The organism is Sphingobacterium sp. G1-14, assembly GCF_002196555.1.
GTDB lineage: Bacteria > Bacteroidota > Bacteroidia > Sphingobacteriales > Sphingobacteriaceae > Sphingobacterium > Sphingobacterium siyangense.
This window is the reverse complement of record NZ_CP021381.1, coordinates 4,450,590-4,472,678: the sequence shown is the minus strand read 5'-3', so window position 1 is coordinate 4,472,678 and position 22,089 is coordinate 4,450,590. Positions and strand designations below refer to the sequence as shown.

Below are 22,089 nucleotides of genomic sequence, written 5' to 3'. Positions count from 1 at the left end.
CCGCTGAATGACAATGAAAAAATTGAACTGTAGACTTTAAACACCTGATTTGATGATGAGATTACTGCGTACGACTTACTTTTTGTTTCTTTTATTCCTACTTGTTCCGGGCAATTCGCACGGACAGTCTGCACGCCAATCCTTCTTGTTGGAGAAAAACTGGCGTTTTTTTCAGGGTGAGGTTGTTCATGGGGAATCAGTAACATTGGATGATATGGCCTGGAAAAAGGTCACTGTACCGCATGATTGGGCTATTTTCGGGCCTTTTGATCGATCACATGATCTGCAGGATGTTGCAGTGACACAAAATGGAGAGAAAAAGGCAACAGTAAAAACGGGCCGTACTGGCGGTTTGCCTTATGTGGGGGTGGGTTGGTATCGTACCAAATTTGATATTCCACAATTCGACCCCGTCAATAAACGCGTGGTACTGAAATTTGATGGTGCAATGAGCGAAGCCCGGGTCTATGTCAATGGAAAGGAAGCCTGCTTTTGGCCCTATGGTTACAATGCTTTTCATTGTGATGTGACCGAATTTCTACATCAGGACGGGATGGATAATACGGTTGCTGTGCGGTTGGAAAATAAAGCACAGTCATCACGCTGGTATCCCGGTGCAGGACTTTATCGCAATGTGCATGTAATCGTGACGGAGAAGATCCATGTACCTGTTTGGGGGACGTATATCACGACGCCTTTTGTGTCGGACAGTCTAGCCTCAGTTAAGCTTGAAACCAGTTTGAAGAATGCTGATGGCAAGTTGGTACGAATGGTAACTGCGATTTTGGATGCGGCGGGACAGGTGGTTGCGCAGAAGGAAAACCAACAAAAACTAAATTATGGCAAGCCTTTCGTGCAAAATCTTGAAGTGATAAACCCTGCTCTCTGGAGCCCCGAACATCCAAATCTGTATCGGGCCTCCACGCAAGTATTTGTAGACGGTAAATTGACAGACAGTTTTGAAACCCGTTTTGGGATTCGGGAGGTACGTATTATTGCCGACCGGGGATTTATGTTAAATGGAAAGATCCGAAAGTTTCAGGGGGTATGTAATCATCACGATCTTGGACCATTGGGGGCTGCAATCAATGTTTCGGCTCTTCGTTATCAATTGGAATTACTCAAAGATATGGGCTGCGATGCCATTCGTACGGCACATAATATGCCAGCTCCGGAATTGGTTGCCCTATGTGACGAATTGGGCTTTATGCTGATGATTGAACCTTTTGACGAATGGGATATTGCGAAATGTAAAAATGGATATCATCGATTTTTTGCGGATTGGGCCGAACGGGATATGGTCAACATGATCCATCATTTTAGAAATAACCCTGCTGTCGTGATGTGGAGCATTGGAAATGAAGTGCCCACACAATGCAGTGCTGAAGGCTATAAAGTAGCTTCGTTTTTACAGGATATATGCCATCGTGAGGATCCGTCCCGACCAGTGACCTGCGGTATGGATCAGGTAAGCTGTGTGCTGGAAAATGGTTTTGCTAGTCTGTTGGATGTTCCGGGATTAAACTATCGTGCGCACCGTTACGAAGAGGCGTATGCCAAATTACCCCAAAATCTAGTGTTGGGTTCGGAAACGGCATCAACAGTGAGCTCGAGGGGCGTTTATAAATTTCCGGTGCTAAAAAAAGGTGATATGTTGTATTCCGATCATCAGTCGTCTTCTTACGATATGGAATATTGCTCTTGGTCCAACCTTCCGGATGAGGATTTTGCCCTGGCGGAAGATCATCATTGGACCATGGGGCAATTTGTCTGGACAGGCTTTGATTATCTTGGCGAACCTTCCCCTTATGATACCGATGCCTGGCCCAACCATAGTTCCATGTTCGGTATTATTGATCTGGCGAGCATTCCCAAAGACCGTTATTATCTGTACCGAAGTTTATGGAATAGAAATGAGCATACCCTGCATATACTTCCACATTGGACATGGCCTGAGCGTGTGGGGCAAGAAACCCCTGTCTTCGTGTATACAGATTATCCAAGTGCCGAACTTTTTATCAATGGGAAAAGTCAGGGAATACAGCGCAAGAGTAAGGCTTCTTTACAGGAGCGTTACCGCCTCATGTGGATGAATACGGTATACGAACCCGGAGAAGTCAAAGTCGTAGCTTACGATGAATCTGGAAAATCAGCGGCCGAAAAAATAATCCGTACGGCGGGAAAACCCTTCAGGATTGAAATGGATGCAGTTCATGATTCCATTTCTGCTGATGGCCGTGCATTAGCCTACATCCGTGTCAAAGCAGTGGACAAAGCGGGGAACCTCTGCCCACGGGCCGCAGAACTGATCCAATTTGACGTAGTTGGCGATGGTACATTTAAAGCCTTGGCTAACGGTGATCCAACAAATCTAGAAGCTTTTCACAAACCGCAGATGCATTTATTCAATGGACAGCTTACCTTGATTGTTCAGGCAGGCGAAAAATCGGGAAAGATTCAGATAAAGGCGAAATGCAAAGGTTTAAAAGAGGGGGTATTAAACGTACAGACTGTAAATTCTAAAACGTTTTGACCGTAGCTTTTGTTTAAATGATACCTTAAATAAGTTAGTGCGTTGATTGTATTTTAACAGAAAGGCTAGATCGATATCGATCTAGCCTTTTTTGCGCATTATTTTCGCCTAATCTGTAGCTTGACACCTAGGGCCAGTCCAATGTAATCATCAAATTTAAGATACTTGTTCTGTACGCCGCTAACGAGGTAAAGATCGCTGGTATGAAGATCATAATAGAATTTTATGCCTTCAAAATAAGAACTGTTGGATTTGATTTTATAACTGAAGTCCTGTCCTACAAAGATATTGATGCGTAGCCTGGTCGAAAACCGATAATAGCTATTTGGGTATTTGTCGGGTTCTTTATACCAAAATTGTTTACCCAAGGTCGTATTGAGATAAGCGCCGGTACGCAAGGGATGATAAGTAAACTGTTCACTGAGTTTAATTTCCCAAGGGGTATACGATTGACGCAGCGTTAAGGTAAGTTTAGCCCGGTCTGTATCGTATTTTGGTACATAGCCAAGCAGGAAATCTGTCGACCACTGCTTGTGTCGGCCATAATCCCAGCCTGTTCCGGCAGAAAGCAGTCCTATGGATCCTGCGTATTGAAGCATATAACTTGATGGAACAAGGCTAAAGGCGGCTTTTTTTAGTTCTTTAGTTCTCATGTTTCCCGTTTTGATGCTGTCCGTTGTGATGCTATTCTCCTGGAGGGTGTCCGTTTTGTTGCCAGCCAAGCTTGTTCGTGGGAGATAGTGGTGTTCGGAAGCCTGAGCCATATTGTGAACTGAAAAGAAAAGGGTAACAAGCACGAAAGATCGTATTTTTGATTTAGTAAGAAACAAGTTCATGGGTATAGTGGTCCTTAGTGATTGTAAAAATTAGAAATTGACGTTTACCGATATTGGGAGTACCGTAATAGATGATACCATCCTTAAAAATATCTTCTTTTTGATAGATATGATCGTGGCCATTGGTACAATAAAGGAGATTGGGGAATTGTTTTATACTGTATTGGAAGACCGAAGCTACATTGTTGTTGAACTGATCGGATGTGGGTCTTGCATGCATGACGACAACTGTTTGTTCAAAACGTGTGATATCTTTTTGGCGCTCTTGCTCAATAAATGAAAAGTCGGGAACGGGATTGGAGTAATCTGATTCCAGCGCATTGGTATTTAAACATAAGAATTTTGTTTTACCTGCAATCATATGTGTCCTAAATAAATTTTAGGATTGGATTTCTATGGTACAAGCATAGCTTTTTTCATCATTTCGATATTGACCCCTATTTTTCAATCTGCGAAGATCTTTAGCTGTCCCTTTTTTCCTTTTATAGGCGGCCTGAGAAAGGGATCATCTATCCATTGCCAGATGTTTATTTTCACGAAGATATTCGTTCTGATGAATGCGACCAGATTGGACAGGTTCCAGTCATATTTGGCCTTTTTTTGCAAGTATTTTAACAATGCTAATGAGTGAAGTCCAGATCTAGATCATCACTGCATTTTCAGAAGTCCCTATGAATGTCGATACTTTTAAGCGCTGCTTTAGATGCTTGAAGAAGACTTCGATATGCCAGCGTTGTTTATAGATGTTTGCCACCAAAGAAGCCTTCCACTTCGTATTATTGGTCAAAAAGTGGTGCTCATTGCCAGTGGTGCTGTCCCAAAAGTGGACTAGGCGTAGCGGCTTGCCGTTGTATTTATTGCAGGCAGCACCGGATAGCTCAATGAGCTCATCCTTAAGGATCCCCCTTTCAAGGAGTGCTTCACTCTGATAGGACTTGATAACCTTGTACATCATATTAACTTTACTCCTGGTAACGAAGTAACACCCCCTGCTGTCCAAATCCCCAAGCCAGCTGTAATCCACGTAGCCACGGTCCACTACCACCACGCTTCCCTTGGAAAAACTGTAACTACCGGCACGCTGGCTCTCATGTACTTTTCCATCGGTAATCTGCATAAAAACAGGTAGGCAGCCATCATAATCCAAGACAGTGTGCAGCTTTACGGCACCTTTGGTGCTGCGAAACTTTGCCCAGTCAAATACAGATAGACATAAGGGGATGATGCTTGCATCCATCAGATATACTTTACGCTTTAGCTGACCAAGATCTTTGCGAAAATGGGTGTCCTTTTGCCAAAGCCTATCCAAAACAGAATAGTAAAGATCTTTGAAAAGTTCATGGGTACGGTGTGTGTTGATATAGGATATATTAGACTTACTTGGAGCTCTTACTACACCTAAGTGGTTCAGATTACCAGTGGTACTGCGTAGGCCGTTACTAATATCACGAACCGAATCTGCCGAGGAAAAATGACAGAAAAGCATACTGACTAGATGCGTCCAGCTGTTGATCCCTTTCTGATGTTTGTCACTTTTGTGCTTTGAAACCAAATCTTTGAATAATTCGCGGTCGATAAGAGATAAAATCTGACTAAAAACATTTAAATTTATCATGGCGGTGTGTTATAATTTTGCAATTTAAATATAGCAACTTTGCTATATCCAAACACCGCCACTTTTTAAACGTTTAGGACGCAAGTGATGTAAAATATTACTTTTTTTAACCGTTTATGTCAATGCTGCTATAATATATGATTTTTCAGATTCCCTTTTTCCGCTTATGGTTACGACAACAATCTCTGTTCGGGAGAAATGGAAGCAATCAGCAAAAGCGGCGCTACATTCTTGGCTAAGATGAGTCGATGATGAAGTCGAGACATAAAAAAAATACCGAAGCAATATACACTTCGGTATTTTTCGTGAAAAAGAAAAATTACTATTTCAATCTTAGAGGGTTTTGCTATCGCGCAGCATTTTAATGATATTATGCGCTTCAAGCTGTTTGCTGAGCTGTGTATTGATTAAGCTATGCACATTTTGCGAAAGTTCTTCCGATCCTTCAGCCAAAGCTGTTTGATAAGTTGATTTGAAGGCATCTTCTCCCTGCTCACAGGTTTCGAGCAGGCTTCTTTCGTCATCTCCCGTAATATTCACTTTTATCCCCATCCAGGCGCGGAAAAGCTTGCCGCTCAGCATGGTGCTATCCGTCGCCTCTTTGCCTTCAAGCTCAACATAAGGTGTCAACTCGGCAATAAATTCTTCCGATTGTCCGATAAATTTTTGAAATGTTGGTATAAGTTTATCTAAACCATGACTTGTCGCCAGATCAATAGCTTTTTTATAACCCTCGATGCGGTCGTTGTTGATCTTAATAATGTCATTGATGATCTCCGGATTGTTGATGTTGTTTTCCATAATATTGTTATTTGTTATCATTTTGTTTATTCGAAAAACAGCAGGTACCTGATGATCGTTTGCAGAATCCGAGATTCAGGTATTTAAATCGTGGCCCGTATTTATCCCGTTTTTTATTGTCCGGGAATAAATGGGCCTAAAACTTTCTGCAATTTACCCTTGTTCTTAGAACCGAATACTGTCCTTTAGGCAGCGCAACGAAAACTATGCAACAAAACATTCATGTAGCCATTATCGGGGGTGGACCCAGTGGCCTGTTTATGTACAAGAGATTGGTCGAAAAGAATATAGCCGGTCTCAAAGTATCTATTTTCGAGTCCCGAAAGCAATTGGGGGCAGGGATGCCTTATAGCTACGAAGGTGCTACACCTGAGCATCTAACTAATGTCTCGGATCATGAAATTCCCGCACTGGTCTCCACGATTGAGGATTATGTTCAATCCTTATCGGAAACCACGCTTCGAAGCTATGGAATCGATGTTGACGATTTTAATCGCTACAAGGTGGTGCCACGATTGCTCCTTGGCCGCTACCTTTCGGAGCAGTTTATGCTATTGAAACGGATGGCGGATGAAAAGGGGATAGAAACACAGATTCATCTCGGCAGCCAGGTCAGTGATATCATTGATCTGGAAAGCCAGACGCAGGTTAAAATCATGGTCGGCAGCATCGATACTTATATCGTAGACAAGGTTATCATCTGTACCGGACATAAATGGCCAACCAGGTATGAGGGCAATGTAGAGCATTATTTTGAATCACCCTATCCGCCGTCAAAGCTCGCCTTAAAAACAGACCATGCAGTAGGGTTACGTGGCGCTTCGCTCACGGCAATCGATGCTATCCGCACAATAGCACGTCATAATGGGTCTTTTGAGGCGCTGGAGACAGGTGAGTTAAGATATCAGATCGACCCGGGAAGTGAAAATTTTAAGTTATTGATGCATACACGCAGTGGTCTACTGCCTGCGATCCGATTCCATCAGGAAGAATCTTTCCTAGCAAACAAGCTCTTGATCTCCGAAGAGGAACTCATGCTTAACAGACTTGAAAATGAAGGTTTCGTGTCGTTGGATTTTCTGTTCGATCGTAATTTTAAAGCGCAGTTTAAAGAAAAGGATCCCGACTTTTATGCGATCGTGGAAAAGCTCAGCCTGGAAGACTTTGTAGAAGCAGTACTCAGTTTAAGGGAACAGAAAGATGCCTTCGAGGGATTTCGCCAGGAGCACGAACAAGCGCTGAAATCTATCAAAAGGCGTCAGTCTATCTATTGGAAAGAAGTGCTTTCTGCCTTGAGCTTTACCCTGAATTACCCTGCCAAATATATGTCTGCCGAAGATATGCTGCGTTTAAAAAAAGTACTGATGCCGTTGATTTCCATTGTCATCGCTTTTGTGCCGCAGAGTTCCAGTCGTGAACTCCTCGCACTACACGATGCTGGTCGGCTGGAAGTGGTCAATGTGGGTACGGACAGTCGGGTTGAACCGGCGAGCGACCGCGGCGCTAACTATTTTTATACCGATGAATCTGGGATAGAAGTAAAAACCCATTATAAGACATTTGTGGATTGTGTAGGACAGCGCCCCTTGAACTTTGAAGAATTTCCTTTCAAGAGTTTAGTCGACAATGGCAATGTCAGTCCAGCTTACCTGCGATTTCGTTCAGTGGAACAGGCCAAAGAACAAATGCTGGCAGGCAACGACCATATGTTTGTAGCTCCGGATGGTGCCATTTTTTTGCAGGTGCCCGGGGTAAAGATAGACGACAGCTTCCGGCTGGTAGATCACAACATTAACGCCAGTCAACGTCTTTTCATGATGGCTGTACCTTACATGGGCGGCTATAATCCGGATTATTCGGGCCTAGATTTTTGCGCCGCTACCTCGGCTATTATTGCCAGCAAGATTGCTGAAGGGGGATAAATACGTAAGTTTTTGTTAAAATACGGTAAGATGGTTGGGGCCGGGCGACACGGGATTTAATTTAAGCTCCCTATTGCTATATTTGGCGGCCATCTAGACCATCAGTTGGCATTGTCTTAACTCAATTGTTGAAAAGCATGCCTAAAACTATTTTAAGAAACCTGCAGATAGGTTTTGGAATTTCACTGTTGATCCTGTTAGCGAGTTCAACGGCTTCTTATGTGAGTATCCGTAAGCAGATCCACAATAGTGCGATGGTCGATCACAGTCGCCGTGTCATGAGCCGTGTCAATAAAATTCTACAGGATTTGCAGAATGCAGAAACGGGCCAGCGTGGGTACTTGCTGACGGGGATGGAAAAGTTTCTCGATCCCTACAAAAATGGTCTTCAGTCTTTGCCTCAATCGCTGAGCCGCGCACACGATCTTACGGCTGATAACCCAGCGCAGCAGCAGGTGATTGATACCCTGTCAACACTTGTTCAGTCTCGACTGGATCGATTAGAGAATTTGGTGAACATCAAAAAACGAGGTGGTATGATCTCTGTTGCCCAGCTTGAAGAAGGAAAAACCTATATGGACAGTTGCCGTTTGTTGATCAGCAAAATCATAGATAAAGAAGAATCGCTGCTCAATCGACGTTCAGATGAACTTACACGCTCTTCGGGATACACCTCCATATTTGTTTTATTGGCTGCGGCAGTTTCGTTGCTGATTACGCTGTTTTTTTACTTCCGCCTCAGGGCAGATTTCTTTAAGCGTGAGGAGTTGCAGAATGACCTGAAACGAAAAGATGAGGAGATCCAGCGCCGACTGAGTATTACTCAGCGTATAGCACGCGAGATTGCTGCCGGCAATTATGAAATGCAGATTCAGGATGCCGAACAGGACGATCTGGGCAGCTTGACAGGATCCCTCAACGAAATGGCTAGGTCGCTCAAAACATCTTTTGATGAACTCAGTGATAACAATTGGCATCAGGCCGGACTAACCCAGCTGAGCAACCTCTTGATGGGTAATAAACAGCAGGAAGAGCTCACAGCCGTTACGCTCGGCCATCTGACAAAATATGGCAACTGTGTCAATGGTGCCATTTACCTGATGGAACAGGATGAACTTGTCTTAAGGGGGTCCTATGGACTCGAAAATCCCGACCATAATCGCTTCGCTCCAGGAGAAGGCATGGTCGGTCAGGTCTTTAAAGACGAGAAAGAAAAGTTATTTGAAAACCTCGAAAATAGCAGCTATGTTATCAGTTTTGCCAACGGAAAGGTGCAGGTGAACAACCTTTTTATCTTGCCTATTTTTGAGGATAACCAATGTATCGGTGTGATGGAGCTGGGGGCATTACAGCCTTTTTCTTCCATACAGTTGACATTTTTTAGAGATGCAGTGCAAAAGGTAGGTACTACACTTGCGGCGGCGCAGGCCAGACTGGTGGTGCAGAATCTATTGGAAGAAACCCAGGCACAGACCGAAGAGCTGCAGGCACAGCATACCGAATTGGAATCCCTTAATTCGAGCCTCGAAATGCATACGCATAAATTGCAGGCATCGGAGGAGGAACTCCGTGTGCAGCAGGAAGAACTGGTGCAGTCTAACCGTGAATTGGAGGAACGCTCCAAACTGTTGGAAGATAAAAATGTTGAAATTGCCGAACGAAATCAGGAAATTCAGAAAAAGGCGGCAGAGCTTGAGCAAAGTACACGCTATAAGTCTGAGTTTTTGGCCAATATGTCGCATGAACTACGTACACCGCTCAATTCAATTCTGTTACTTTCCCGTTTGATGGCCGAAAATTCGGATGGTAACCTGAATGAAGAGCAGATGGAATCGGCAGCTGTGATCCAAAGTTCGGGAAAGAGCCTGCTGACCTTGATAGATGAGATTCTGGATCTTTCCAAAATAGAGTCCGGAAAAATGGATCTGGATGTACAGCCTGTATATTTTGCCGATATACTGAATGGACTGACGGCTATGTTCGGACCAATCGCCGCGGATAAGCAGCTCGGATTAGAAATGAGCGCCGCGGAGGGTTTGCCGATTCAGCTCGAAACAGACAAGCAGCGCCTGGATCAGATTTTACGTAATCTATTGTCGAATGCCATCAAATTCACAGCCTCGGGTAAGGTTACCTTGCATATTGACCGCGAACAGTCGCAGAGACACCGTATCGTATTTGAAGTGCGCGATACGGGAATAGGAATACCAAAAGACAAGCAGCATCTGATTTTTGAAGCTTTTCAACAGGCTGATGGTTCGACGCGCCGCAAATTTGGGGGCACTGGACTGGGGCTCTCGATCAGTCGGGAACTGGCACGTCTGCTCGGAGGCGAAATCTTGTTGGATAGTGAAGAAAACAAAGGCAGTGTATTCCGCCTTATCCTTCCGGAGCAGATTTCGGGCAACATGCCATCCGTATTTGCTGCGGATTTGCAGCGACCAACGATCGGAGAAACAGACGTTGAAACGCTGGAGCCCGCTGTAGTGGAACAAGATTCACAAGTGGCAGTGCAGGCCGTGGAAAGGATGCCTGAGATTCCTATTCCAGCCGATATTCCTGATGATCGCGATAGCATCGTCGCAGGCGACCGCTTTATCCTGATTGTTGAAGATGATATTGAGTTCGCAAAGATCCTGCTGAAATATACGCGTCAGCAAAACTACAAAGGTATCGTGGTCGTCCGTGGTGATATCGCGGCGGAGATGGTGGCACGTTATATGCCGTTGGCGGTCCTATTGGATATTCAGCTTCCACTTAAAGATGGATGGCAGGTAATGGCTGAGATCAAGGAAAACCCCAAGACTCGTCATATACCCGTGCATATTATGTCTTCTTTACAGGTTAAAAGAGAAAGCCTGCTTCAGGGCGCCATAGACTTTATCAATAAACCGATGGCATTGGAACAGATGGGTGATATGTTCCGTAAAATAGAGGCTGCCCTCACGCGGCATCCCAAAAAAGTACTGATCGTTGAAGAAAATCCCAAACATGCGGCGGCGCTGTCGCTCTTCCTTGAAAGTTTTGACATTGCCTCGGAGATTAAGAGCAATGTAGAAGATAGCATTGTGGCGCTGAGCTCAGACACTGCCGACTGTGTGATCCTTGATATGGGGGTTCCAGACCGTGTTGGCTACGAGACATTGGAGGCTGTGAAACGAAACCAAGGCCTTGAAAATTTGCCGATTATTGTATTTACCGGTAAGAACCTCTCGCAGGTAGAGGAAATGAAATTAAAACGGTATGCGGATTCTATCATTGTAAAAACGGCTAATTCCTATCAGCGTATTTTGGACGAAGTGGGTTTATTTCTACATCTCGTAGAGGAAAATAATGGTCCTTCTACCAAATCGCCGGGTGGACTTGGCTTTTTGCAGGATGTTCTGCAGGGAAAAAAAGTACTTGTAGCGGATGACGACATTCGAAATATTTTCTCGCTAACCAAAGCGCTCGAAAAATATCAGATGACCGTGGTGCCGGCAACGGACGGAAAAGATGCGCTGAAACAGCTGGAAGATAATCCGGATGTGGCGGTGATCCTGATGGACATGATGATGCCCGAAATGGATGGTTACGAAACGATTGCTTCGATACGAAAAGATCAGCGATACGAAAACATGCCCATTATTGCTGTTACAGCCAAATCAATGATGGGGGATAGGGAAAAATGTATTGCCGCAGGAGCGTCTGATTATATATCCAAACCGGTGGATATCGATCAGCTATTGTCTCTCTTGCGCGTATGGCTGTATGAATAATAACGCAATAAATAAGGAGCATGGATAAAAACAAAACCATATTGATCATCGACGATGATCAGAACAATATATTTGCGTTGAAATTGGCTTTGAAGTCAAGAGGTTTTCAGGCGATAGGCAGTCTGTCTGCAGAAGAAGGACTTGCTCAGTTACGGGATCATGGCGGCATAGGTGTTGTGCTCATGGATATGATGATGCCCGAGATAGACGGCTATGAAGCTACCAAGCTGATCCGTGATTCATGGAATGCAAGTGAATTGCCTATTATCGCCGTGACGGCACAGGCTATGACTGGCGATCGTGAAAAATGTCTGTCTGCAGGAGCAAATGGCTATATCTCGAAACCGATCGACATTGAACTGCTTGTGCAGATGATAAGAGAAATAGCGGGATGACCACAGGGAAAAAAATTGTCAGCCAAGAGCAGGTCATGATCCTGATGGAGGATGTGGAGCGTCTCTATGGTTACGACTTTACCCACTATACGAAAGCATCCTTGTCGCGGCGGATCAACCAGCTTTGCCTGCTGGATAATTTTACGAGTTTCGCCGAACTGCGTTATCGCGTTGTTCACGATCGGGAATATGTGCAGCGATTTGTTGAAAAGATGACCGTGAATGTGACCGAAATGTTTCGTGATCCAAGCTTTTTCGCAAATCTGCGTCATGAAATTCTTCCCAAATTGCGCACTTCGCCGTTTATCCGCATCTGGATAGCGGGCTGCGCAACAGGTGAGGAAGCGTACTCACTGGCAATTCTATTGCAAGAAGAGAATCTTTTGCACAAATCACTGATCTATGGCACCGATATCAACCCCTCGGTGCTCGAGCAGGCAAAGAAGGCCGTCATCCCGATGGCAAATCTAAAATCCTATGTCGAAAATTATCAGCTTTCGGGCGGTAAAGCTGATTTTTCAGCGTACTACAGCGCGAATTATAATTGGGTAAAACTCAATTCCACCTTGCGGGAACGTATTGTTTTTGCATCTCACAATCTGGTGAGTGATGCTTCTTTTAATGCTTTTCAGCTGATTCTATGCCGCAATGTGCTGATCTATTTTGACACAGAGCTGCAGGCCAGGGTATTGTCCCTTTTTGATGAAAGCCTCGAAACATTCGGCTACCTTGCCTTAGGCAGTCAGGAGACACTGCGCTTTTCTGCGCTGGCACCCCACTATAATCAGGTGGGTAATGAAAAGATATGGCGAAAGGTCAAGTAGAACTGGAGGGGATTTTTACGTGAACTTATTTTAAAAAATAACTTAATTAAAAAAATAGATTATCTTGGTAGGATTGGAGGAAAAATGACTAAAATTCTTTTAGTTGATGACCATCGACTTGTGCGAAATGGGATACGCTTGATCATTGATACCCACGACAAGCTTTCGGTGGTAGGAGAAGTAGACAGTGCAGAGGATGCATTAATCTATCTTGAACAAAATGCATTGCCGGATCTGGTTTTAACGGACCTGAATATGCAGGGCATGGATGGTGTAAGTTTCATCCGAATGGCCAAAAAAATATATCCTGATCTTAGGTTTGCTGTGCTTTCCATGATTGAAGATCCGGTTGATGTAGCCGAAGCTTTTCGGAGTGGTGCAGACGGGTATCTATCTAAAGGGGGGGATTATGATGAAATCTTATTCGGATTGTTACGTTTATCTCATGGGCATAAATATCTGATGACCAATTTCGGTCTACGGTTTATGGAAAATTTTGATGTTGAGAATAGTGCGAATGTTGATGTTACTTCACGGCTGTCGCAGTATGAAATCACAGAAAGGGAATTTGCCGTACTGGAACTCATTGCGCAGGGTTTCACCGCTGTGGAAATTGCGGATAAGATCTTTTTGAGCAAACGGACTGTCGAAGGGCACCGTCAGAACCTGATGGACAAAACCAAAAGCAAAAATACGGCCGATCTGATCCGTTTTGCATTTCAGCAAAAACTGCTGAGCTAAATAGCACTGTGAAAAAATAGCCTTTGTTTTGAATCGGGCTTCCATGTAAATGAAAGCCCGATTTTTTTGCGTCTTATGATCGCTTGTGTTTCTAGCATGGAGGCTGGCGAAGATATAGGCCATGTTTTAGTAGGCTGTTGTCTGGATTCTTTTCTACTTCAGCTTTTTCAATTTTACTGTTTTTGTTGATAGGGGTATTACATAGCGATTCAATGGATCTTGGTTTATTCCTTCCACCTCATAATGGCTTTCGGGATTTACATTGAGCAGAATATTTGTGCTGTTATGTTTTGCTTCATTATTGAAGATCAGGGTGACGCTGCGGTCTTTTTGATCGTAATGTAATTCGGCAATTTCTCCGGCATCTGTGGTCAACCAAAGATTTTCTTTTGCCAGGAAGACACGTCCTTTGGAAGCTGTAGTCAGGGCAACCTTGACCTGTTGTTTTTCGGTTTTTAGATTTCCGCTGAAAGCCAGCCAGCCAAATTCGGGATGTTCAACAATATAGGTTCCCGAATTGACGGCATAACCATAAAAGCCGGTTCCATAATCGCCCGAGATGCCGTCATTGGCCAGTGTGGATGGGTAGGAGTGGAATGCTCCCGGGCCAAAGCCGTCGGCTGTGACATTGGCCAATGCACCCATCATACCTGCATGTCCGATACGGAGCAGGTAGAAATCGTCTGGATGGTCGCGGTAGGCCGTAAGGACGGGAATGGCATTGAGGGCCGAACCATAATGATGCAGCTGCCGCTCGATACGGGAGAGCTTGCCGCCATAGACAAAATCCCAATAACGGCGTGCACTGCCATTGTAACCCCAGTGCGGCACGGTAGGCATGTAAGCAATGATGGCATTGAGCGTCACTTGAGCTTTTTCGTCGAAGCCGAAAAAGCGCGACCAGAGGTATACCTCTTCCTGACCTGTAGAATCCCATGGCATCTCACTCCCGAATGGATAATTGAGGGTTTTCCAATGCTCTGCTCGCTTGCGCATGGCGGCTTCAAGCTTGTCGGCCATCGTTGTTAATCCTTCCTTGCGGAGATCATTGAGGACGATAAGGAAGATACTGCCTTCCATTTGACCGAATTGCGCGTAGTAAGGTGCTTTTTCGACCATGGCGATACTGGTCTGGTAAGCCCGTTCGAGGTACTTGTCCCAGGTTTCCTCAGTGACCAGATTGTTGTAGTTGCGGGCGAGCCTGTACATCACCCAGTGTGCTGCCGCAACATGTGGATAATTGTAGGACCGTCCTATGTCATCGGCTTCCTTTTTGGGCCAGGCAGACCAGGTTTTCCAGTTGATATCCGAACGGTAGGTACCGGCGGGCATTGAATCTGGTTCATAATAAAAAAGGCTTTTGACAACACCATATTTCTTGTCGCCTTCTTTATGCTGGATATGACCGTATAAGGTCTCATTGACAAAACGTTTCAATTTGGCTATTTCCTGTTGATCAGGCTGCAGTACTTGTTTCATCAGGGCGGCAAGCCAGCTTGCTGCTCCGGCTTCATCGCTGAGGCCTGCAAACCAGGCGCTCCTATTTTGGGTGATGGGCTGCTGTTCTTCATAGTCATAGGATATGACAGACGGTGAACGGCCAAAGAGATCCTTGTCATTTTCATACCACTGCTTGGTGGTGAGGAAATGGCCCAGATCCTGTACAACTTCTTTTTCGGATTTGATTACTTTATAGTGGATCGTCTGCGTAATGCCATCCCTGTAGTTGATGGTAAGCCGTGCACGTCCCCAACGGTTGCCCTTCACTTCGTATTCGGTCCATTGCTGAGCTGTGCTTCCTTTTTTTGTCAGGGTCAATGCACCTTTGGGATAGACACTGACACTTTTGACCGCTTTGTTGTGCTTAACAAAAAGTTTGGCGGGATTGTCCATGGGGACAACATATCCGGGAAGTCCAATAGCAACAGGCCTATTGTTTTTCAATAACTCCGATTCAATTTGCCGGATACTTGGCGCGAGGACAAATTTTAAGGCAAAGGTCTTTGAATCATGTGGTTTCAAGAGGGTAGAAGTCGGTGTATTCCATTGTTCTACGCCTTTCCAGTCGGTCTCGGCATAGGCCTTACTGTGGATCATCCATTCATGAAATCCCTCAAAGGTAATACTTCGGGGGGTAGGGTCTGAATTGAGCGGATTGTAGGCTTCAAAACCAGCATTTTTGTAAGGTAATACCAGTAGACTCGGCCCATTGCCATGTAGGCGGTTGACCTGTAGATAACCTGCATCTTGGCCGATATAGGGATCGAAAAAAACATTCTGTGCATGGGCCTGATCGAGGTTTTTCCAATCCATGTTGTTGTTGAAGGGAAGTGGGATACCCAGCGCGCCGATTTCGATGGGATAATCGTTGGGATTTGAAACCTCAAAACTCAGGATCAGATCGCCTCCGTCATCTCGCCAGCTGCGTACAACCTTCAACGGAATATTGTTGAGCGTAGGGCTGATGTCTGCGCTTGCAAGATCGTTTTTTGCCGGATTTATTGGGATGACATGCTTACGGTCTGCCGCCGATGAGTAGGAAGTCCAGGGGGTATCACCCTGACGGCGCAAACTGATATTGATATCACCGATATGAAAAAACTTATTGCGGTCTCTTTTGCTCAGGAGCTCAACAGGCGTATAGTCAAAATCTTTTTCGCCGCCGTTGGGGCGAAAAGAAGATAGCGTCTGCGATGCATTGAGGATAGCTACATGGAGGTTTTTGAGGGTAAAGCTTTTGGCGCCCTCTTCTACACCTAAAGTGGCTTGCTGTGCTTTGACTGCTTTCCATACGGGGTGTTCGTCCTGTTGGCTATATACGCTGCTTGGCAACTGTGTGCATACGAGCGCAAATAGGATCCAATAGCTTTTTTTAAGATTCATTTTTGACATGTTATTGCTCATTTAATACGCCGAAGATCATTGTTCTTACAAAGATGAAGGATTGTACCCTCGATTTATGGGTAGATTTTAACCTTCAATAGCCCATTTTTAACCTATTAGCCCTCAAAATTTGTAATGCGATGATCGAAGTTATAAATTTAATGTTAAATAGACATTTATCGTAGATTTTATTTGTTGTAAAGTTAGTTGAATGGCGATATCGTTTTTTATGTACCAGTAAACTTTGTGTTATCATGAAACATCATTTTTCTTTCGCTATTTTGGTTGCACTGGTTATGTCGCTTACAGGGCTGGTGGCACAGCCGTTGAAACCCTACCAACAGCCTAATGTATTGAATCCACTGTTGCCTGGGTATTTTGCGGACCCGAGCATCAAGAAAATTGCAGATACGTATTATATCTATGCGACCACCGATGGTAATGGTTGGGGAGCAGGGCCATCACAGGTATGGACATCCAGGGATTTTAAGAACTGGACCATTCAACCCATGAACTGGCCCAATACACACTGGTACTGGGCTCCTGATATGACGCAGGGATACGACGGAAGATATTACCTCTATTATAGTCAGCCTGTAGAAATTTTTGGGGCAGTGGCCGACAGCCCCACAGGCCCCTGGGAACCTTTGGTAGCCGGTGGCAAATCGATGATCCCGAACTATATGGTTCCAGGTGTAATTACTCTGGACGGGCAAACCTTTCGGGATGATGATGGTCGCATCTATCTATTTTGGGGAACCTGGGGAATCTACCCCGATCATGGATGTGGGGTGGGGATACTCAACAGGGATATGAAAACGTTCGAAAAAACAGCATTGATTCCTAATACTGTGGCAAAGGACTTTTTTGAGGCGCCCTATATGTTTAAGCGTAAGGGCATCTATTACCTGATGTACTCCTCGGGGCATTGTGAAGATGGTACTTATCGTGTGCAATATGTTAAAAGTAAAATCGGTCCCATGGGACCTTTTGAATATCCATCGGCCAATCCGATATTGATTACAAACGAGGATGGTAGTATTCATGGTCCGGGACATCATAGTATTCTTGAACAGGATAATCGTTATTTCATCGTCTATCACAGGCATAATAACCCACATGCTGGGGGCGGCTTCCACCGTCAGGTTGCCATGGACGAGCTATTCTTTAGGCCTGACGGCGATATTGAGCCGGTGCGGCCCACACATGCTGGTGTGACAGATTTGCTTCCAACAGTTACAGGGCCAGTCGATTTGGCTTTTGGGAAAACGGTGCAGGCCTCTTCTTACTACAATGCAGATTTTAGGCCTGCATTCTTAGTCGACAACAACAATGGAACACTATGGCGGGCCAAAAATAATCAAGGACCGGCCTGGGTAGCTATTGACCTGGGTAAGATATCGGATATACAGACCATATCCATTCAGTTTGAATACCCGACTTATGCCTATCAATACCGACTCGAAACTTCTGTGGATGGTCTTGCCTGGAAAAGCTTTGTAGATCGCTCGAATAATGACCGTTGGGCAAGTCCTATTGTTGAACATGGCAAAGCTATGGCAAGATATGTTAGATTACATGTATTGAACACGCAAGTGAATGGACTTCCTCGTGGCGTTTGGAACATGAAAGTGTATGCACAAAAGCTTGCGCAACAGACGCTGTGGTCTGCAGCACAAACGATGCCCGTCAAGGAAATAACATTGGGTAATTTAATCCATATCGATGCGGCCAATTACCAGGAGGGGCAACAAGTAAAAGGTATTCAGAATAAAGGGCTACTCGGGGGGATGTTCAGTACAGAACATGCCTTGGCCGTTAAAAATTATCAGGGTAAAAAGGCATTTTTCTTTGATGGAGCTACCGCATTGCGCTCGACCTTCGCTGTGCCACAGTCATTGGCTGCAAATAGTTCCTATAGTATTGCGCTATGGGTTAATAATCCGGACATCGCCCGGTTTGAACAGTTGGTTGCCTGGTCGTCGGGGCAGCAGGATCTCAGTAAAGCGATTTTTGGTTATGGTACTGATCCCGGACGTGGGGCCATCACGCATGGCTCCTGGCCTGATTTGGGGTATGCATCGGTTCCAGGCGCAAATGTATGGCATCATATTGTATTTTCTTTTGACGGCTATCAGGAGTCTATTTATGTGGACGGAAAGCTGCAACGCAGGGAAAATAGGATGCTGTTTGTCAGGCCCGGGGATGTTTTTGTCCTGGGAGCTTCGGATGTGCTGGATCAGCATTTTTCGGGCTATGTATCCAGTTTGCAGGTATATAATACGAGCTTGGATGAGGAGGAAGTGGCCAGTTTGGCCAATGAAGTCCCGAAATCGGATTTCTTTGCGCTGCAAACTGACGATTTAAATCTCGGAAAGCTCAACACCTTGCGGAACCAAGGAACAGCAAAGGATACCTTAGTAACGCTTGACGATGCGGAGGTGGTGGTAGCGGGAAATAGATTGGCATTGAAAGGTAAGGCTTTTGAAAGTGCGGCGCTAACGGACATTCTTCGTCAGCAGCAGTATACGCTGGATTTTGACTGGTACGACGGCGCTGCCTGGCAGCATGCTGTGTTTGTGTATGATAAAGGAAAAAAGCGCTTTTATCGCAATGGGAAGGCTGAAAAGCGGGTGTTTTCTGACAAACTGCTGCGGGTAAATAAGACTAGCATTGAACTGGCTTATCCATTTCATTTCTTTCGCGCCTATTCTGGCACCTTAACATCGGATGAGGTAAGCGCGAAGTTCAGTCAGTGGAAGGCGGGCTTGGCCAATGGGCTGGATGGGTATGTTCCGCAGGTGCTTTCTCCGCCGCACCTGATCAATGCGGATCAGGTATTTGTACAGGTCGAAAAGCAAGCGGGAATGTGGTATCTCTTCCGTTCTGAGGGCGAAAGTTCAGGCTGGAAGCAACAGTCTTACCATCTCTTTAAATCATTCGAACCTGGAAAATCCATCGAAGTTCTGGCAAAGGATGCCTTTGGCCATGTCAGTAAGCCGGTAGTGGAAGGGGTTTCGGCGAAAAGGCCGCAATTGGTACAGCCAGCACACGATGAAAGCTATTCCGCCAAGGATCAGAAAATTCCTTTCTGGGATGGTTATCAATACAGTGAAAGAACCGACAGTACACAGACAGCGCTTTCCTACTTGAATGGAACCTGGAAAATCCAGTCCAAAAATACAAAATGGGGTGATGCAGACCTTCTGGCCCCCTTTGTTTATAAAGAGCTGGAGGGAGATTTCACGCTAGAGGTTAAGATAAGCGATGTGGCAGGCTTGGCCCGCAAAGCACGTACATCAAGTGAAGCCGGTATCATGATTCAACGCGTGGATAGTAAGGATGCCTACATCACCAATTGTATTTTGACGGGATGGAACCTGGGCAATCTTTCGCGGAGCATCGGCCCACAGATTTTTCAGGAAGAGAATACAGGAACCGGCCTAAATTTTTCGCCCTACCTTCAGGTTCAGAAGATCGGTAATTATTTCTTTTTGCGTTGCTCGGGAGATGGCATGGACTGGAAGGATCTTCCCGGAACACCGTTTCTACGCCCCGATCTGAACGGCAAAAGACTGCGCGTCGGACTTTATCAGATTGCCGGTAACAACCAGTTAGGTTATGGTGAATTTGAAAGACTTCGTATCTGGAAGTAAAAATGATATGTCCATAAAAAACGGTATTGAACATTGTTCAATACCGTTTTTTATCGAAAGTTTACTGAAGAAGGATCACTTGGAGTCATTTAGCGCTAAAGAGCTGATCAATGAGTCAGCATCTTTTTTTTCGATCTGTTTACTGTATGATGCGGTCAGCACTTTATAGCGGATATCCAACACTTTCTCCTGTAAATCATAATCTGTCGTCACTTCCAATACCTTGGTATATTGTCTTTTTTCGGCATCATATCCGAAAGAAAAAAGATCGAGTTCTTTTTTGATACTGCAGCCTTTAAAATAGATGTTTTTCCAGCGATGCCCTATATTGCCGCTCGGATTATACCAGATGATGCAGGAATCAAGGTTCCTTCTGCCCCAGCTAGCTGGAATGGGATGCAGCCCCAGCTTTTTGCGTTGCTCGTTGTAATTGACTCCATATTTTTCGGTAATACATGTTTTGCTGAAATACGACCGCATAGATGGGTAAATGGGCAAGAGTATCACAACGAATGATAATACAATAAATAGGTTCCGAAAAAGGGTTTTGTTCATAAATGGTCTTTTGATGTTGCTAGGCTCGTATATTTTGCACCCGCATTGTATCTGTATACAATGGGTTCCTGTTTTCATTTTAAATATATTAAAAAAATATGGAGTGATCGACCTGTTGTGCGGATTTTCAAAAAAATATAGGGCCTTCTTTTTGTTTTCCAAAAAAGTAAATAGGTGGGGCAAAAACATTCTGAAAAGGTTATTGTTGTAAAAATTAAGGCATAACCTCAGGTAATGAAAATACTTCTTCTAACGATCAGATCTTTTCTCTTTTTGTCCATATTGCTGTTGACAGCCTGTTCGACCTTGATCAACAATGTTCAGGTACATACGTTGACAACAAACTACTGTGCGCCAAATGTGGCCTATACATCAATTCCAATACAGGAAATCGCTGCCTCGGATAGTATCCAGATAAGGAAAATTTTTTCTTACCATGATTTTGTGCTGATCAAATACCTCAATCTGGCAGAACCCATTATCCAGTATTTGGGGACTGCGAATAATGTTACGCTGAAATTGGCTGCAAGGCAAAAGATGACCGAAAGGTACATGCTGTTTGAGACAGAACTGAATGCCATTGCAGCGGAGTTGGACTGTAACGGTGAGCGTATCGATAAGCTCGCAGGATATATAGACGAACTGAATGCGAAAACGCAGACCCGTTTGACGGTGGCTTCTATACTTCTGGGAGCGGTGACAGCGGTTACTGCAACAACGGTCAAAAATGATGGCCTCAACAATGGGTTGAGCATCGCTGGCGGGGTCGGTACCGCCGTATTGGGATTTATGACACTGAACCCAAAAGGCAAAAAGGTCAAGATGCAGCTGCAACGTAATATGCTTGAAAGTATTTGGTATCAAAATAATAAGGCGCAGATCTACCCAAGCTCAGTTTGGGGAATTTTATCCGAGAAAAAATTTAGCAACGCTGAAAACTCGTCACTGATAGAAACAATGCGGCAGCGCTGGCTGCAATATGGTTTGGACGATGAACCGGATAGTCCCCTGCAGCAGCTTTATTTTAAGAATGGTGGAACTTTTGCAGCCGAGGAACTACATGATCTAGCCAATATGCACAATGAATTGCAGGCGACCATACGTTCTATTCAGCAGGATATGCGAAGTTTAATACTGGCCATTCATACACTGGAATGAGGGTAAGGGTTCAATTGGTTAATATTGTACTATTTTCGGCCGTTAAGCAAATTCTTTTTATCTAGGAATACGATTATTCCGTTATTCGTTTATACGGGAATCTCTTCCTCAATAGTGACAGATTGTGATTTTTTAATATTTTTGATGCCTTTCCTATGGAGCCATTCGGTAAAATGATCCGGGTCGTCCGGTATAAAATGGATCACCTTACCATTTTTGAGGAGTAAGGAAAATATACCGCAATTAGCGATGAATTTGATGATTTCATCGGAATGGTGTTTCAATAGCGAAAAATATTCCATTAAGTTTGGTTTTTCTTTAAAAAATAGGTCGGATAAACTATCCAAAATATGCGTTAAATGGCCAATTCAATCGATTGCATAAGTCAATTCAAAGATGTGAAATATTTTTA

Annotated in this window: 15 protein-coding genes; 8 read left to right on the top strand and 7 right to left on the bottom strand. The window is 44.5% G+C overall.

The window, feature by feature from the left end; translation table 11 throughout:
• Positions 1–52 precede the first annotated feature (52 nt).
• The gene (locus tag CBM24_RS19305) at positions 53–2,533 is read left to right on the top strand and encodes a DUF4982 domain-containing protein (protein WP_088162358.1); all 2,481 of its coding nucleotides are present in this window, start codon (positions 53–55) and stop codon (positions 2,531–2,533) included.
• A 98-nt stretch (positions 2,534–2,631) separates the two neighbouring features.
• Here CBM24_RS19305 and CBM24_RS19300 read toward each other — a convergent pair whose 3' ends face one another.
• The 4 genes from CBM24_RS19300 to CBM24_RS19285 form a co-directional block, all read right to left on the bottom strand.
• Positions 2,632–3,186 carry a hypothetical protein gene (locus CBM24_RS19300; protein WP_157698527.1) on the bottom strand — a complete coding sequence of 185 codons (555 nt, stop codon included), beginning with the start codon at positions 3,184–3,186 and terminating at the stop codon, positions 2,632–2,634.
• A 163-nt stretch (positions 3,187–3,349) separates the two neighbouring features.
• The gene (locus CBM24_RS19295) at positions 3,350–3,730 is read right to left on the bottom strand and encodes a hypothetical protein (protein WP_088162356.1); all 381 of its coding nucleotides are present in this window, start codon (positions 3,728–3,730) and stop codon (positions 3,350–3,352) included.
• A 279-nt stretch (positions 3,731–4,009) separates the two neighbouring features.
• Entirely contained in the window at positions 4,010–4,984 is a 975-nt protein-coding gene (locus CBM24_RS19290; RefSeq protein ID WP_198385953.1) for an IS4 family transposase, read from the bottom strand.
• Between the two features lie 333 nt (positions 4,985–5,317).
• Positions 5,318–5,785: a PA2169 family four-helix-bundle protein gene (locus CBM24_RS19285; protein WP_075994905.1), complete on the bottom strand. Its 468-nt coding sequence runs from the start codon at positions 5,783–5,785 to the stop codon at positions 5,318–5,320.
• Positions 5,786–5,991: 206 nt separating this feature from the next.
• Here CBM24_RS19285 and CBM24_RS19280 point away from each other — a divergent pair, with 206 nt between their 5' ends.
• From CBM24_RS19280 to CBM24_RS19260, 5 genes are all read left to right on the top strand, one after another.
• Positions 5,992–7,707 carry an FAD/NAD(P)-binding protein gene (locus CBM24_RS19280; protein WP_088162355.1) on the top strand — a complete coding sequence of 572 codons (1,716 nt, stop codon included), beginning with the start codon at positions 5,992–5,994 and terminating at the stop codon, positions 7,705–7,707.
• Between the two features lie 137 nt (positions 7,708–7,844).
• Positions 7,845–11,465, top strand: a complete 3,621-nt coding sequence (locus CBM24_RS19275) for a response regulator (RefSeq protein WP_088162354.1) — start codon at positions 7,845–7,847, stop codon at positions 11,463–11,465.
• Positions 11,466–11,485: 20 nt separating this feature from the next.
• A complete protein-coding gene (locus CBM24_RS19270; protein ID WP_088162353.1) occupies positions 11,486–11,860 on the top strand; it encodes a response regulator in 375 nt (124 codons plus the stop codon).
• The gene (locus CBM24_RS19265) at positions 11,857–12,684 is read left to right on the top strand and encodes a CheR family methyltransferase (protein WP_088162352.1); all 828 of its coding nucleotides are present in this window, start codon (positions 11,857–11,859) and stop codon (positions 12,682–12,684) included. Before CBM24_RS19270 ends, CBM24_RS19265 begins: the two co-directional genes overlap by 4 nt.
• An 84-nt stretch (positions 12,685–12,768) precedes the next feature.
• Positions 12,769–13,425 (top strand): response regulator transcription factor, encoded by a 657-nt coding sequence (locus tag CBM24_RS19260; protein WP_075993578.1) that lies wholly within the window; start codon positions 12,769–12,771, stop codon positions 13,423–13,425.
• Between the two features lie 153 nt (positions 13,426–13,578).
• Here the strand turns inward: CBM24_RS19260 and CBM24_RS19255 are convergent, their stop codons facing one another.
• Positions 13,579–16,308, bottom strand: a complete 2,730-nt coding sequence (locus tag CBM24_RS19255; RefSeq protein ID WP_198385952.1) for a DUF5695 domain-containing protein — start codon at positions 16,306–16,308, stop codon at positions 13,579–13,581.
• Between the two features lie 254 nt (positions 16,309–16,562).
• Between CBM24_RS19255 and CBM24_RS19250 the strand changes: the two genes are divergently transcribed.
• On the top strand, positions 16,563–19,964 hold the full coding sequence (locus tag CBM24_RS19250) for a family 43 glycosylhydrolase (protein WP_088162351.1): 3,402 nt from the start codon (positions 16,563–16,565) through the stop codon (positions 19,962–19,964).
• 75 nt (positions 19,965–20,039) lie between these two features.
• Here CBM24_RS19250 and CBM24_RS19245 read toward each other — a convergent pair whose 3' ends face one another.
• A complete protein-coding gene (locus CBM24_RS19245) occupies positions 20,040–20,519 on the bottom strand; it encodes a hypothetical protein (protein WP_145327915.1) in 480 nt (159 codons plus the stop codon).
• Between the two features lie 234 nt (positions 20,520–20,753).
• On the opposite strand from CBM24_RS19245, the gene CBM24_RS19240 reads away from it, so the two are divergent.
• Positions 20,754–21,677 carry a hypothetical protein gene (locus CBM24_RS19240; protein WP_088162349.1) on the top strand — a complete coding sequence of 308 codons (924 nt, stop codon included), beginning with the start codon at positions 20,754–20,756 and terminating at the stop codon, positions 21,675–21,677.
• An 89-nt stretch (positions 21,678–21,766) separates the two neighbouring features.
• Here CBM24_RS19240 and CBM24_RS19235 read toward each other — a convergent pair whose 3' ends face one another.
• Positions 21,767–21,979 (bottom strand): hypothetical protein, encoded by a 213-nt coding sequence (locus CBM24_RS19235; protein WP_075993573.1) that lies wholly within the window; start codon positions 21,977–21,979, stop codon positions 21,767–21,769.
• Between the last annotated feature and the right edge of the window lie 110 nt (positions 21,980–22,089).

Bases quoted from the DNA above. Each gene is read 5' to 3' on its own strand.
- CBM24_RS19245 (WP_145327915.1), bottom strand. From the start codon at position 20,519: ATGAACAAAACCCTTTTTCGGAACCTATTTATTGTATTATCATTCGTT.
- CBM24_RS19255 (WP_198385952.1), bottom strand. From the start codon at position 16,308: ATGAATCTTAAAAAAAGCTATTGGATCCTATTTGCGCTCGTATGCACA.
- CBM24_RS19285 (WP_075994905.1), bottom strand. From the start codon at position 5,785: ATGGAAAACAACATCAACAATCCGGAGATCATCAATGACATTATTAAG.
- CBM24_RS19235 (WP_075993573.1), bottom strand. From the start codon at position 21,979: ATGGAATATTTTTCGCTATTGAAACACCATTCCGATGAAATCATCAAA.
- CBM24_RS19240 (WP_088162349.1), top strand. From the start codon at position 20,754: ATGAAAATACTTCTTCTAACGATCAGATCTTTTCTCTTTTTGTCCATA.
- CBM24_RS19260 (WP_075993578.1), top strand. From the start codon at position 12,769: ATGACTAAAATTCTTTTAGTTGATGACCATCGACTTGTGCGAAATGGG.
- CBM24_RS19280 (WP_088162355.1), top strand. From the start codon at position 5,992: ATGCAACAAAACATTCATGTAGCCATTATCGGGGGTGGACCCAGTGGC.
- CBM24_RS19290 (WP_198385953.1), bottom strand. From the start codon at position 4,984: ATGATAAATTTAAATGTTTTTAGTCAGATTTTATCTCTTATCGACCGC.
- CBM24_RS19250 (WP_088162351.1), top strand. From the start codon at position 16,563: ATGAAACATCATTTTTCTTTCGCTATTTTGGTTGCACTGGTTATGTCG.
- CBM24_RS19300 (WP_157698527.1), bottom strand. From the start codon at position 3,186: ATGAGAACTAAAGAACTAAAAAAAGCCGCCTTTAGCCTTGTTCCATCA.
- CBM24_RS19265 (WP_088162352.1), top strand. From the start codon at position 11,857: ATGACCACAGGGAAAAAAATTGTCAGCCAAGAGCAGGTCATGATCCTG.
- CBM24_RS19305 (WP_088162358.1), top strand. From the start codon at position 53: ATGATGAGATTACTGCGTACGACTTACTTTTTGTTTCTTTTATTCCTA.
- CBM24_RS19295 (WP_088162356.1), bottom strand. From the start codon at position 3,730: ATGATTGCAGGTAAAACAAAATTCTTATGTTTAAATACCAATGCGCTG.
- CBM24_RS19270 (WP_088162353.1), top strand. From the start codon at position 11,486: ATGGATAAAAACAAAACCATATTGATCATCGACGATGATCAGAACAAT.
- CBM24_RS19275 (WP_088162354.1), top strand. From the start codon at position 7,845: ATGCCTAAAACTATTTTAAGAAACCTGCAGATAGGTTTTGGAATTTCA.